This window comes from Streptomyces sp. GL_141 (assembly GCF_057834385.1).
This window is the reverse complement of the sequence record NZ_CM174402.1, coordinates 3433293-3446852: the sequence shown is the minus strand read 5'-3', so window position 1 is coordinate 3446852 and position 13560 is coordinate 3433293. Positions and strand designations below refer to the sequence as shown.

Annotated in this window: 12 protein-coding genes; 10 read left to right on the top strand and 2 right to left on the bottom strand. The window is 72.9% G+C overall.

Annotated elements, in window-relative coordinates:
- Positions 1-14: 14 nt before the first annotated feature.
- Both AC3IX6_RS14785 and AC3IX6_RS14780 read right to left on the bottom strand, forming a co-directional pair.
- Positions 15-1310, bottom strand: a complete 1296-nt coding sequence (locus tag AC3IX6_RS14785; protein ID WP_489370541.1) for a sensor histidine kinase — start codon at positions 1308-1310, stop codon at positions 15-17.
- A gap of 531 nt (positions 1311-1841) precedes the next feature.
- Positions 1842-3035 (bottom strand): sensor histidine kinase, encoded by a 1194-nt coding sequence (locus AC3IX6_RS14780; RefSeq protein WP_489370540.1) that lies wholly within the window; start codon positions 3033-3035, stop codon positions 1842-1844.
- Positions 3036-3190: 155 nt separating this feature from the next.
- Here AC3IX6_RS14780 and AC3IX6_RS14775 point away from each other — a divergent pair, with 155 nt between their 5' ends.
- The 10 genes from AC3IX6_RS14775 to AC3IX6_RS14730 are packed head-to-tail and all read left to right on the top strand — an operon-like array spanning position 3191 to position 13517.
- Positions 3191-3598, top strand: coding sequence for an NADH-quinone oxidoreductase subunit A (locus AC3IX6_RS14775; RefSeq protein ID WP_489370539.1), 408 nt, complete (start codon positions 3191-3193; stop codon positions 3596-3598).
- Positions 3589-4206, top strand: coding sequence for an NADH-quinone oxidoreductase subunit B (locus AC3IX6_RS14770; RefSeq protein WP_385380590.1), 618 nt, complete (start codon positions 3589-3591; stop codon positions 4204-4206). The genes AC3IX6_RS14775 and AC3IX6_RS14770 overlap by 10 nt, the downstream gene beginning before the upstream one ends.
- Positions 4203-5663 (top strand): NADH-quinone oxidoreductase subunit C, encoded by a 1461-nt coding sequence (locus AC3IX6_RS14765; RefSeq protein ID WP_489370538.1) that lies wholly within the window; start codon positions 4203-4205, stop codon positions 5661-5663. The genes AC3IX6_RS14770 and AC3IX6_RS14765 overlap by 4 nt, the downstream gene beginning before the upstream one ends.
- Entirely contained in the window at positions 5660-6628 is a 969-nt protein-coding gene (locus tag AC3IX6_RS14760) for a complex I subunit 1/NuoH family protein (protein WP_489370537.1), read from the top strand. Before AC3IX6_RS14765 ends, AC3IX6_RS14760 begins: the two co-directional genes overlap by 4 nt.
- The gene (locus AC3IX6_RS14755) at positions 6629-7252 is read left to right on the top strand and encodes a NuoI/complex I 23 kDa subunit family protein (protein WP_489370536.1); all 624 of its coding nucleotides are present in this window, start codon (positions 6629-6631) and stop codon (positions 7250-7252) included.
- A complete protein-coding gene (locus tag AC3IX6_RS14750; protein ID WP_489370535.1) occupies positions 7249-7827 on the top strand; it encodes an NADH-quinone oxidoreductase subunit J family protein in 579 nt (192 codons plus the stop codon). Before AC3IX6_RS14755 ends, AC3IX6_RS14750 begins: the two co-directional genes overlap by 4 nt.
- Complete coding sequence (gene nuoK, locus AC3IX6_RS14745; RefSeq protein ID WP_489370534.1) at positions 7827-8207, top strand: NADH-quinone oxidoreductase subunit NuoK; 381 nt, start codon at positions 7827-7829, stop codon at positions 8205-8207. The genes AC3IX6_RS14750 and nuoK overlap by 1 nt, the downstream gene beginning before the upstream one ends.
- Positions 8204-10273 (top strand): NADH-quinone oxidoreductase subunit 5 family protein, encoded by a 2070-nt coding sequence (locus tag AC3IX6_RS14740; protein ID WP_489370533.1) that lies wholly within the window; start codon positions 8204-8206, stop codon positions 10271-10273. The genes nuoK and AC3IX6_RS14740 overlap by 4 nt, the downstream gene beginning before the upstream one ends.
- 38 nt (positions 10274-10311) lie before the next feature.
- On the top strand, positions 10312-11880 hold the full coding sequence (locus AC3IX6_RS14735) for a complex I subunit 4 family protein (protein ID WP_489371451.1): 1569 nt from the start codon (positions 10312-10314) through the stop codon (positions 11878-11880).
- Positions 11877-13517, top strand: a complete 1641-nt coding sequence (locus tag AC3IX6_RS14730; protein WP_489370532.1) for an NADH-quinone oxidoreductase subunit N — start codon at positions 11877-11879, stop codon at positions 13515-13517. Before AC3IX6_RS14735 ends, AC3IX6_RS14730 begins: the two co-directional genes overlap by 4 nt.
- Positions 13518-13560 lie beyond the last annotated feature (43 nt).

Sequence of the window (13560 nt, the reverse complement as noted above, 5' to 3'; positions counted from 1 at the left end):
GGGGAAGCGGTCCCTCAGACGGCCCGCCAGGGGAGCTCCGCGGTGACGGTCGTACCGCCCCCGGCGGGGGAGTCCACGACCAGCAGTCCGTCCACCGCGTCGAGCCGCTCGGCCAGCCCCGCCAGACCCGAACCGGCCAGGGCGCCGGCCCCGCCCACGCCGTCGTCGGCGACCTGGATCAGCAGCCGCTCGCCGGACTTCCACACGTCGACCCCGGCCGTACGGGCCTCCGCGTGCTTGCTCACGTTCTGCAGCAGCTCCGACACCGTGAAGTACGCGATCCCCTCGATCGCCGCCGCCGGCCGCGAGGGAAGATCCACCGCCACCCGTACCGGCACCGCGCACCGGGAGGCCACCGAGGACAGGGCCGCGTCCAGCCCCCGGTCGGTCAGCACCGCCGGGTGGATCCCCCGGGCCAGGTCCCGCAGCTCCTGAAGGGCGATCTTCACTTCCCCGTGCGCCTCGTCCACCATCCGGGCGGCGGCCCGCGGGTCCTCCGTCAGCTTCTCCTTCGCCAGGCCCAGGTCCATGGCCAGCGCCACCAGCCGGGCCTGCGCCCCGTCGTGCAGATCGCGCTCGATGCGCCGCAGGTCCGCCGCGGCGGTGTCGACCACGACACCCCGGTCGGACTCCAGTTCGCTGACCCGCTCGTCGAGCCGCGAGGGCCCGAGCAGCCCGCAGACGAGGACCCGGTCGACGGTGGTCAGGGCGCGGACCACCCACGGGGTGGCGAGGGTGAGGGCGAGCCCGGTCGCGCAGGTCGCGGCGATCGCGAGCGGGGAGTCCAGATAGAAGGAGTAGTCGTCGTTCTGGAAGACCTGCAGCCCCGGCTGATCGGTGAAGGCCGGGAACACCCAGAACCAGAGCGGGTAGAGCAGCATGGCCCACCCGTAGGCCCAGAACGTCAGGGCCACGCAGAAGGCGAACACCGCCCACGGGAAGTGGACGACCGAGTACAGCACGTGCCGCCAGGCGCTCCCGCTCTTGAGCAGTGCCCCCATCCGGGCGATCGCCCCGCCCTTCTTCGCGCGGATCGGCGCCGGCTCCGCGATGTCGTGGCGGAGCATGCCGCGCACCCGGGCCCGCTCGACGCGCCCGAACCCGCGGCACATGGCCAGCACCCCGGCCAGCACCGGGACTCCGAGGAAGGTGACGAGCAGCCCCGCGCCGAGGCTGACGCCGGTGATGGCGAGCGAGAAGTACAGGGTGCTGAGCGGCAGCCCGAGCATCAGGTACCCGAACTCCCGCCAGGTCCGCCCCTCGAAGGGAGCCCGCACCACACTGCCGATACCGCTGCCGCCGCTACCCATGTCGCCGCCCCGCCCTTCCTCCACTGTGTCCCCCCACCCTCCCGCGCACCCCCACCCCCCAACCATCCGGCAGGTCGGCCTCTCCCCCGGGGGGTTAACCCCACCCCGGGCTCCGTACCCGGCACCCGTCGGACGCTGCGCGGAGGCGGAGCCCCCTACCCGCCCTCCGCCCGCCCCCCCGCCCTCCGCCCGCCCCCCGGGCTCCGCCCGCCCCCCGGGCTCCGCCCGGACCCGCGCCCCGAACGCCAACGGGGCCGGATCGCCTTGACGGCGATCCAGCCCCGCACATCCGGCTGACGCCGGCCGAAATCCAGCTGTGCCGGGTAAATCCGGCCCGACCGGGCAAATCCGGCCCCGCCGGGCACCTCCAACCCAGCCAGGCGAATCCAGCTGCGCCGGCCAAAATCCAGCCCCGCCGGCGTTTGAGGCGCGGGGGTCCGGGGGCTGGTCCCCGGGAGCGGCGCCGCACCCACCCACGGCGCGCAGCACCACGCACCCACCACACCCGCCGCCACCGAAGGCGGCCCCGCGTTACCGCGAGGCCCGCTCCCGCCACGGCAGCTCCGCCGTGACCACGGTCCCCTCCCCCTCGGGGGACTCCACCACCAGCACGCCGTCGACCGCGTCGAGCCGCTCGCCCAGCCCCGCCAGCCCCGACCCGGCCAGGGCGTTCGCCCCGCCCCGTCCGTCGTCCGACACCCGGATCAGCAGCCGCCCGTCGGCGGAGCCACCCGTGCGCCACACCTCGACCTCCGCGCACCGCGCCCCCGGCCCGGCGTGCTTGCTCACGTTCTGCAGCAGCTCCGAGACCACGAAGTACGCGATCCCCTCGATCGCCTCCGCCGGCCGCGCCGGCAGGTCCACCGCCACCTTCACGGGAACCAGGCACCGGGAGGCCACCGAGGACAGCGCCGCGTCCAGCCCCCGGTCGGTCAGCACCGCCGGGTGGATCCCACGGGCCAGGTCCCGCAGCTCCTGAAGGGCGATCTTCACCTCTCCGTGCGCCTCGTCGACCATCGCCGCCGCCCCCTCGGGGTCCTCCAGCAGCTTCTCCTTCGCCAGGCCCAGCCCCATCGCCAGCGCCACCAGCCGGGCCTGCGCCCCGTCGTGCAGGTCCCGTTCGATGCGCCGCAGGTCCGCCGCCGCCGTGTCGACCACGACACCGCGATCGGATTCCAGCTCGGCGATGCGCCGCTCCAGCTCGTCGGAGGGCGACAGCAGGCCCCGTACCATCGCCCGGTCCACGTTCGAGAGCCCGCGGACCACCCACGGCAGCACCGGCCACAGCACGAACAGCCCGGTCAGCGCCACGGTGAAGGTGGCCACCGCCCACGGCAGCCGGATCAGCTCGAACAGCACGGTCCGCCACGCCACCGGGTCCTTGAGGCTCGCCCACAGCCAGGGGAAGAACCCGCCCGACCGGCCCGGCCCCGGCATCGGCGTCGGCTCGTCGACCCGTACGCCCAAGAGGTCGCGCGCCCGCGCACGTTCCAGCCGTCCCAATTGGCGAGACACGAAGAGACCACATGCGAACAGCGGCAGACCGATCGCGGTCACCGACAGACCGCCCGCGGTCGCGACCATCACCACCGTGAAGACGAACCCGATGAGGGCGGCGGGCAAATTGCTCAACAGGTAAGCGATTTCCTTCCACGTCACGGCATCGAAGGGTGCGCGGACGGGAGGAGGAACGCCGTCGTCGGGGGTGTGCTTGCTCGCGGTCATGCGCCCACCCTGTCAAGCGCTCGGGCCCGATGCCATGGGGTAGCCGGGCCGAGGTAAACGGGGGATAACCCCACCCCGTGGAGCCCAGGCCCTAGACTCCCGTCCGTACCAGATCAACCTGATCGTCGACAGTGGCCGAGGAACGAGGAACGGACGTGCCCGAACCAACGGTATCGACCGTATCCGTGCTCGCCGCGGACTACTTCCGAACGTATTCGGTCGTCGGTCTCCTGGCCGCGCTCGGCGTGCTCTTCGTGGCGGTGGCGTTCGGCGCCAACCGCCTGCTGAGCCCGTCCGTCCCGACCCGCGAGAAGCTGCTGACCTACGAGTGCGGCGTGGATCCGGTGGGCGAGGGCTGGGCGCACACCCAGGTCCGCTACTACGTCTACGCCTTCCTCTACGTCGTCTTCGCCGTCGACTCGATCTTCCTGTTCCCCTGGGCGACGGTGTTCGCCGCCGCCGGTTACGGCGCCACGACGCTGGTGGAGATGTTCATCTTCCTCGGCTTCCTGGCCGTCGGCCTGCTCTATGCGTACAAGAAGGGCGTCCTCGAATGGCTGTGACCCCGGCCGGTACCCCGGCCGTGCCGTCGGAGCCGCAGCTGCTCCCGGAGCCGAAGCGGCTGGGCGTCCTGTCCCGCCTCGCGCCCGAGCCCATGAAGGTGGTCCTCAACTGGGGCCGCCGCTACAGCCTGTGGGTCTTCAACTTCGGCCTCGCCTGCTGCGCGATCGAGTTCATCGCGGCCTCGATGGCCCGCCACGACTTCATCCGGCTCGGCGTCATCCCCTTCGCGCCCGGCCCGCGCCAGGCGGACCTCATGATCGTCTCCGGCACGGTGACGGACAAGATGGCCCCGGCCGTCAAGCGGCTGTACGAGCAGATGCCCGAGCCCAAGTACGTCATCTCCTTCGGCGCCTGCTCCAACTGCGGCGGCCCGTACTGGGACTCGTACTCGGTGACCAAGGGCGTCGACCAGATCATCCCGGTCGACGTCTACGTCCCCGGCTGCCCGCCCCGCCCCGAGGCCCTCCTCCAGGGCATCCTCAAGCTCCAGGAGAAGATCGCCCGCGAATCGCTGGCGGAGCGCTACGCGAACACGCCCGCGCCGTCCCCGGCGCAGCTCACGAGCGGCCTGGTGTCCCCTCCTCCTGCTCCCGGGACGGACGCGTGAACCTCTACGACTCCCTCCCCGACGCGGCGGGAACGGTCTTCGGCGAGGAAGCCGTCGGCTCCTTCGCGTACTCCGTCCTCACGGTCGACGTCCCCACCGCGAGCTGGATCCCCGCACTGGAGATCGCCCGCGACAAGCTGGGCTGCACCTACTTCGACTGGCTGAGCGCGGTCGACGAGCCGGGCACGGGCTTCCGCATCTGCGCGCACGTCGTCTCCCTGGAGAACCACCGCGTACGCCGCCTCCTGCTGCGGACCACCGTCCCGCACTCGGCGCCCTCCCTGCCCTCGGCCGTCGCCGTCTACGCCGGCGCCGAATGGCACGAGCGCGAGACCTTCGAGATGTTCGGGGTCGTCTTCACGGACCACCCGAACCTCGTCCCGCTGCTCCTCCCCGAGAACTTCGAGGGCCACCCGCTGCGCAAGGACTTCGTCCTCGCGGCGCGCGTCGCCAAGGCCTGGCCCGGCGCGAAGGAGCCGGGCGAGGCACACGACCCGGACGCCCCGAAGCGCCGCCAGATGCTCCCGCCGGGCGTACCGGACCCCAACGACTGGGGCCCGATGAAGGGCCAGCTCCCCCCGGCCCCCACCCGCCCCGCCCGCACCCCGCGCGCTGCGGCCGCAGCCCCGGGCGACCGCCCGGCCCGCACCCCGCGCGCGGCGGCCGCAACCCCCGGCGACCGCCCCACGCGCACGCCCCGCGCGGCAGCCGGCGAAGCCACCGAGCCCGGCGCGCAAGCCCCGGCAACCGAAACCGAAGCAGCCCCGCCCCGCCCGGTCCGCCGCACCCGCTCGGTGACGGACGGCTCCGCAAGCCAGGCGGAACCCTTGGCCACTCCGGAGGCAGCCACTCCGGCCGAAGCCGACCCGGCCCGCCCGGTCCGCCGCTCGCGCTCGGTGACGGACGGCTCCGCAAGCCAGGCGGCAGCCATCCCGGCCCCTGCGGCCACCCCGGCCCCGGCGGAGGCCCCGGCTCCGGCTCCGGCTGAAGCCTCGGAGGCCCCGGTCCGCCCGGTGCGCCGTACGCGCTCGGTCGCGGACGGCTCCGCGAGCCAGGCCGCCGCGACTCCGGCCGAAGCCGAGGGCGCGCCCGCGGCGGAACGCCAGGCCCCCACGCGCCCGGTACGAGGCAGCGCGGACGCCCCCTGGCACAACCCGAAGCCCGCCTTCGACACCCCTCCGGCCGAACCGGCTACTCCGGCGACCCCGGCCCCTGCGGCGGCTCCGGCCACGGCTGAACCGGCCGCTCCGGCCACGACCGAACCGGCTGAACCGGCTGAACCGGCCGCTCCGGCGACGACCCCGCCCGCTCCGGCGGACCAGGCCGCTCCGGTCGACGACCCGGCGGGCTCCGCCGAGCCCGAGTCCGAGCAGGAGTCCGGGTCCGAGTCCGCCCCCAAGCCGGACCCCTCCGAGACGGACCCCACCCCCAACGACCCCACCGGAGGCGCCGCGTGAACGACGTCCTCGACGTCGCCCTGCGGCTGATCGTCGTCTTCGCCGTCTTCCTCGTGCTCCCGCTCGTCGTCGGGCAGGCCGAGCACAAGGTGATGGCCCACATGCAGGGCCGCCTCGGCCCCATGTACGCCGGCGGCTTCCACGGCTGGGCCCAGCTCGTCGCCGACGGAGTCAAGTTCGCGCAGAAGGAAGACATCGTCCCGGCCAACGCCGACCGCCGTGTCTTCCAGATCGCCCCCGCCGTCGCGCTCCTCCCGTACCTCCTGGTCCTCCTCGCCATCCCGATCGGCCCCGGCGAGGGCGCCGTCGGCCAGGTCATCGACGCGGGGCTCTTCTTCGCGCTCGCCGTCATGGGCATCGGAGTGCTCGGCTCCCTCATGGCCGGCTGGGCCTCCGCGAACAAGTTCTCCCTCCTCGGAGGCCTCCGCACCGCCGCCCAGCTGCTCGCCTACGAGCTCCCCATGCTGCTCGCGGCGGCCTCGGTCGCCATGGCCGCCGGCACGGTGTCGCTCCCCGGCATCGTCGGCGCCTTCGAGTGGTGGTGGCTGCCCTGGCAGATCGTCGGAGGGCTCGTCTTCTTCACCGCCGGCCTCGCCGAACTCCAGCGGCCCCCCTTCGACATGCCCGTCGCCGACTCCGAGATCATCTTCGGCGCGTACACCGAGTACACCGGCCTGCGCTTCGCGCTGTTCCTGCTCGCCGAGTACGCCGGCATCGTCGTCCTGTGCGCCCTGACCACCGTCCTCTTCCTGGGTGGCTGGCACGGCCCCTTCGGCGGCGACGACTTCGGCTGGGCCTGGACCCTGCTCAAGATCGCCGCGCTCTCCTTCGTGGTGATCTGGCTCCGCGTGAGCTACCCCCGGCTGCGCGAGGACCAGCTGCAGAAGCTCGCCTGGACCGTACTCATCCCGCTCGCGCTCGCCCAGATCGCGCTCACCGGCATCGTGAAGGTGGCGATCCAGTAAATGCCTCCCATCCCCGGCTCCGGCCTCGCCAAGGGCCTGGCCGTCACGCTGCGCACGATGACGAAGCGCTCGCACACCGCCCAGTACCCCGAGGTACAGCCCGAACTCCCGCCGCGCTCGCGCGGGGTCATCGGCCTGTTCGAGGAGAACTGCACGGTCTGCATGCTGTGCGCGCGCGAGTGCCCCGACTGGTGCATCTACATCGACTCCCACAAGGAGACGGTGCCGGCCGCCGTCCCCGGTGGCCGTGAGCGCAGCCGCAACGTCCTCGACCGCTTCGCCATCGACTTCTCCCTCTGCATGTACTGCGGCATCTGCATCGAGGTGTGCCCCTTCGACGCACTGTTCTGGTCGCCGGAGTTCGAGTACGCCGAGACCGACATCCACGAGCTGACCCACGAGCGCGACAAGCTGCGCGAGTGGATGTGGACCGTCCCGGCCCCGCCCGCCCTGGACCCGGCCGCCGAGGAGCCCAAGGAAATCGCGGCAGCCCGCAAGGCCGTGGAGAAGGCGGAGACCGCAGCCGCGGCGGCCGCCGCCGCAGCAGCGGCCGAGGCGAACCCCGACACCACGGCCCAGGGCCAGGCCCCGGACCCGGACCCGGCCCCGGAAGGAGACGCGTGATCACCGCAGCCGCCCAAGGCAACGGCTTCCTCTCCCCGACCGGCGTCGAGATCGCCTTCGTCCTCGTCGGCCTCGCCACCCTCGGCGCGGCCGCCGTCACGGTCACCACCAAGCAGCTCGTGCACGCCGCCCTGTGGCTGGTCGTCGCCCTCGGCGGGATCGCCGTCGAGTACCTCCTGCTGACCGCCGAGTTCATCGCCTGGGTCCAGGTACTGATCTACCTCGGTTCCGTGGTCGTCCTCCTCCTCTTCGGGCTGATGCTCACCAAGGCCCCCATCGGCCGCTCGCCGGACGCCGACTCGGGCAACCGCCCGGTCGCGCTCGGCGTCGCGCTCGTCGCGGCCGCCGCGCTCGTCTGGGTGGTCGTCGACGCCTTCCGCACCACCTGGATCGACCTCGACGGCCCCGCCCAGGGCTCCACCAAGGTCTCCGGAGAGATCCTCTTCCGGCACTGGGTGCTGCCGTTCGAGGCGCTCTCCGTCCTCCTCCTCGCGGCCCTGATCGGCGCCATCGTGCTGTCCCGCAAGGACACCCCCGACACCGCGCCCGGCACCGACAAGAAGGGGCAGCGCTGATGCACCTCGCCTACCCCGCCGTGCTGGCGGCGCTCCTCTTCTGCACGGGCCTGTACGGAGTGCTCGCCCGCCGCAACGCCATCCTGGTCCTGATGTCCGTCGAGCTGATGCTCAACGCCGTCAACCTCAACCTGGTGGCCTTCGACGTCTGGCTGCGCGACAGCCTGCACGCCGGCCAGGCCCTCACCCTCTTCACCATCGCCATCGCCGCCGCCGAGATCGGCATCGGCCTCGCGATCGTGCTGATGGTCTACCGCAACCGGGGCACCGCGGACGTGGACCGACTGCGCGACACCACCGAGGGCCACGAGCCGGACGGCTGGAACCCGGCCGGTGCGAACCCGGACAGCGCGAACCCTGCGACCGGAGCCGCCGCGTGAGCACCCCGACCCTCGCCGTACTGGTCCCCCTGCTGCCCTTCCTGGGCGCGCTGGCGGGACTGCTGCTCGGCCGCACCGCCCCCGGCTTCGTCAAGCCGCTCGCCGTCCTGCCGACGCTGGCGGCCGCCGTCCTCGCGGTCCTGGTCGCCTTCCGCCAGGGCGGCGGCAAGGCGATCGACACGGCGACCGAGCTGACCCCGACCGGCTCGGTGCCCATCGAGCTCTCGCTCCACCTCGACGGCTTCGCCGTCATGGTGGCCGTCCTCGTCGGCCTCGTCGCCACCTGCGTGCAGATCTACTCGACGGCGTACCTGCGCGAGGACCCGCGCTACCCCTCCTACGCCGCGCTGGTCTCACTGTTCACCTCCGCCATGCTGCTCGTCGTCTACTCCGGCGACCTGATGGTGCTGCTGGTCGGCTGGGAGATCATGGGCATCTGCTCGTACTTCCTGGTCGGCCACTACTGGGAGACCGAGGCGGCCCGCTCCGCCTCCCTGAAGGCCTTCCTCGTCACCAAGCTGGGCGACGTCCCCTTCCTCATCGGCCTGTTCGCGCTCGCCACCGACGCCGGGTCCTTCCGGATCACCAAGATCCTGGGCACCGTCGCCGCAGGCGGGCTCGACCACCCGACGCTCATCGCGCTCCTCCTGCTGGCCGGAGTCGCGGGCAAGTCCGCGCAGTTCCCGCTGCACACCTGGCTTCCGGACGCCATGGCGGGCCCCACCCCGGTCTCCGCACTGATCCACGCGGCCACGATGGTCGCCGCCGGCGTCTACTTCGTCGCCCGCCTGCTCCCCGTCTTCGCGGCGTCCCGGGCCGCACTGGTGGTCCTGGCCGTCATGGCGGCCGTCACGATGGTCGGATCCGCCCTCGCCGCCCTGGCCCAGGACGACATCAAGCGGGTGCTCGCCTACTCCACGATCGGCCAGCTCGGCTACATGACCGGGGCCCTGGCCGTCGGCGACCGCGCGGCCGCCGTCTTCCACCTCCTGTCCCACGGCGCCTTCAAGGCGCTCCTGTTCCTCGGCGCCGGCGTGATCATCCACGCCGCGGGGACGAACTCCCTCGCCGCCATGTCCCGCATGGACGGCCTGGCCAAGCGCATCCCCGACGCCTTCTGGACGATGACGATCGCGCTGCTCGCGCTCGCCGCCTTCCCGCCCTTCGCCGGCTTCTTCTCCAAGGAAGCCGTCCTCGTCGCCGCCGAGCACACCGCCGGCGGCCACTCGGAGCTCGCCCCGAGCGCGGCCGGCTGGGTGGTCCTCGTCGCCGGCGTGCTGACCGCCCTGCTCACCGCCGCCTACGCCACCCGGCTGTGGCTGATGGCCTTCCGCGGCCGGGGCGCGGCCGCCCCCGACCACGGCAAGGAGCCCCTCGCCATGACCGGCGTGCTGTGGCTGCTGGCCGTCCCGTCCGTGGGCTTCGGCCTGCTGGCCGGGCCCCTCTCCGACTTCTTCGACGGCCGCGAGCTCACCCCGTCGCTGACGACCTCGGTCCTCGGCACGGGCGCCGCCGCCGTCGGCGCGGTGCTCACCTACGCCCTGTGGCAGCGCGCCCAGGCCCAGGCCGCCCGGGCCCTGGCCCCGGCAGCCCCGTCCGGAGCCGCCGCCGGATCGCCCGCCACCGCCGGTGCCACTGCCGCGGTGCCCGCCACCACCGCGGTGTCCGCGGCCGTCGTCGCCGCCGAGTCCGCCGCCGAGAGCCCCGAAGTCGCCGAGGTCACCCACGACCACCCGGTCGTGTCCACGGCCCCCGCCGCCGACCCCGGCCGCGCGCTCCTCGGCCCGCTGCACCGGCACGCCGCCGTCGGCTTCCACCTCGACGCCGTCTACGACCGCCTGTTCGTCCGCCCCGTCCGAGCCGCCGCAGCCCTCGTACGCTTCCTCGACCGCGAGGTCGTGGACTCGTACGTCCGTGGCGCGGGCCTCGGCCCCCGGCTGCTCGGCGGCCTCGTACGCCGCACCCAGACCGGCAACGTGCAGAGCTACCTGAGTGCCCTGCTCGCCGGCGCCGTGGTCCTGGCGATCGCCACCGCCGTCCTCGCCAACGTCAACGCCGGATCGTGAGCCGTGAGTCAGCCGTGATTGATATCAGCCCGTCCGTGATGCAGTTCCTTCTGGCGTTCGTCGTGGCCGGCCCGCTCGTCGGCGCCGTCGCCGCCCTCCTGCCGGCCCCGCCCGGACTGAAGGGCAAGAGCCCCGAACAGGCCGTGCTGCGCCACGGCGTGACCGTGACCGGCGCCATCCTCGCCGCGGCGATCGTCCTCGCCGTGGGCTTCGACCACGACGCCCCGTCCCGCTTCCAGGCGACGACGGACATCAGTTGGATCCAGGCCCTGAACGTCCGGATCCACCTCGGCATCGACGGCATCTCGCTCCCCCTCCTCCTGATGACCGCGCTGCTGTTCTTCCTCTGCGCGCTCTACAGCTACTTCAAGCTCCCCGCGGGCCCCTCCGCGAAGGCCTTCGTCGCCCTGCTCCTGGTCCTGGAGTCCGGCACCCTCGCCACCTTCGCCGTCCTCGACCTGATGCTGTTCTTCCTCGCCTTCGAGATGGTCCTCATCCCGATGTACTTCCTCATCGCCCGCTGGGGCGGTGCTCAGCGGCAGGCAGCCGCCTGGAAGTTCATCCTGTACACCCTCCTCGGCTCCGTGGTCATGCTGCTCGGCCTGCTACTGATCGGCCTGAACAGCGGCACCTTCGACATGGTGGCACTCGCCTCCGACAACGGCCGCGAACTGTCCCACACCACCCAGGTCCTGGCCGTTCTCGCCATCGGGATCGGCCTCGCCGTGAAGACCCCGATGTGGCCGCTGCACAGCTGGCTGCCGGACGCCCACACGGCCGCCCCCACCGTCGGTTCCGTCCTCCTCGCGGGCGTCCTGCTGAAGATGGGCACCTACGGGTTCGTCCGGATCCTGCTGCCCGCCACCCCCGACGGCATGGCCACCTTCGCCCCGTACCTGGGCGCCTTCGCCGCGGTCGGCATCGTCTACGGGTCCCTGGCCTGCCTCGCCCTCGCCCGCAAGGGCAACAAGGGCGACCTCAAGCGCCTCATCGCGTACTCCTCCGTCGGCCACATGGGCTTCGTCCTCCTCGGCATCGCGTCCATGACCCCCACCGGCGTGAACGGCGCGCTGTTCGCCAACGTCGCGCACGGTCTGATCACCGGCCTTCTCTTCTTTCTTGTCGGCGCGCTCAAAGACCGTTACAACACGGCCGATCTCGACACCCTCGCCGGAGCCACCGGAGCGGCCCTCTACGGCCGCGCCCCCCGCTTCGGAGCCCTCCTCGCCTTCGCCGCCATCGCCTCGCTCGGCCTCCCCGGCCTGGCCGGTTTCTGGGGCGAGATGCTGGCCCTCTTCGGCGCGTTCGACCCCGCCGAGGGCCTGTCGAGGCCGGCGTTCCTCACGTACATGGCCGTCGGCGCGTTCGGCACCCTGCTCACCGCCGCCTATCTTCTGATCGTCGTACGGCGGGTGTGCATGGGCGACCCGAAGGCCGCGCGCGAAGAGGCCGCCGCCCCGGTGGTCCTCGCGGACATCCAGCGCTACGAGTACGCCGCCTGGACCCCGCTCGTCGCCCTCACCCTCCTCGCCGGCCTGTGGCCCGCGGTCCTCCTCGGCCTCACCGACCCGGCCGTCCAGAAGCTCCTCGCGGGAGGGAACTCATGACGGTCCTTCAGCCCCTCGGCCACTCGTTCGGCCAGCCGTTCGTCCAGCCGCTCGTCATCGCCGCGGCCGACGCCGACGCCCCCAGCCTGGTCCAGTCCGTCGACTGGCTCGCCATCGCGCCGGTCGTCATCACCGCCGCCGTCGGCCTCCTCGTCCTGGTCCTCGACCTCTTCGTACCGGAGCACCGCAAGCCGCTGCTCGGCTGGATCTCCGTCGCCGGACTGGCCGCCGCGACCGCCACCCTGCTGCCGCTGCGCGCCGGCGACCGCAGCACCTTCTGCCTCACCGGACCCGGCACGGCGGACCCCGCCGCGTGCAGCTACGCCGCCGACCACTTCGCGCTCGTCGTGCAGTTCCTCGTCCTGGGCGGCGCCCTGGTCACCGCCCTGCTGTCGGTCACCGCCGTCCGCGAGGCGCGCATGCCGGCCGGCGAGTACTGGTTCCTGCTGCTCTCCTCCGCCGCCGGCGCGGCCCTGCTGCCCGCCTCCCGCGACCTCGCCACCCTGATCGTCGCCCTCGAAGTCGCCTCGCTGCCCGCCTTCGCCCTCGTCGGCATGCGCCGCGGCGACCGGCTCTCCTCCGAGGCCGCCCTCAAGTTCTTCCTGTCCTCGGTCACCGCCACCGCCGTGTCCCTGATGGGCGTCAGCTTCGTCTACGCCGCCACCGGCTCCCTGCACCTCACCCAGGTCGCCGACCGGCTCGGGAGCGTCCCCGGACAGCTCGACACCCTCGCCATGGCCGGCGTCGCGCTCACCCTGGTCGGCTTCGCCTTCAAGACGGCCGCCGTCCCCTTCCACTTCTGGGTGCCGGACACCTACGTCGGCGCCCCGCTGCCCGTCGCCGGATACCTGTCGGTCATCGGCAAGGCCGTCGGCTTCACCGGCCTCATCCTCGTCACCGTGATCGCCTTCCCCGCGTACTCCGACGTCTGGGGCCCGGCCCTCGCCGTCCTCGCCGCGCTCACCATGACCCTCGGCAACGCGGCGGCCCTGCGCCAGTCCGCCGACCGGCCGGGCGGCGCCGTACGGCTGCTCGCCTGGTCCTCCGTGGGCCAGGCCGGCTACCTGCTGGTCCCGATCGCGGCCGCCGCCTACGCCGGCCGCGACCAGATCGGCTCCACCGTCGCCTACGCCCTCATGTACGCCGCCGTGAACCTCGGCGCCTTCTCCGTGGCCGCCCTGGTGGCCCGTACGAAGCCCCTGCACCGGCTCGCCGACTACCGGGGCCTGTACGCCGAGAGCCCGCTCGCCGCCCTCGCGATGGCCTTCTTCCTGCTCTGCCTGGCCGGTCTGCCGCCGGGCATCATCGGGCTCTTCGCGAAGGTCACCGTCTTCCGCTCGGCGGTCGACGCGGGACTGGGCTGGCTCGCCGTGGTCATGGCCGTCAACGTCGTCGTCGCCCTGTACTACTACCTGCGCTGGACCGCCCTGCTCTTCCGCACACCCGACGGGTACACGGAGCAGGAGGGCGTGCAGGAAGGCGCAAAGGAGGGCGCACAGGGGGGCGCGAAGCCCCGTACGGGGACTCCCTGGCCGGTCACGGCGGCCATCGTGCTCACCGCCGCCACCGCGCTGGTCCTCTCGGGTGCCCCGCAGCTCGTCCTGCGCTTCGCCACCGGCAGCCTCTTCCCGCTGTAGGGCCGCGCGGGGGCGCTGCCGGAGCCAGGCCGGAACCGTGCCG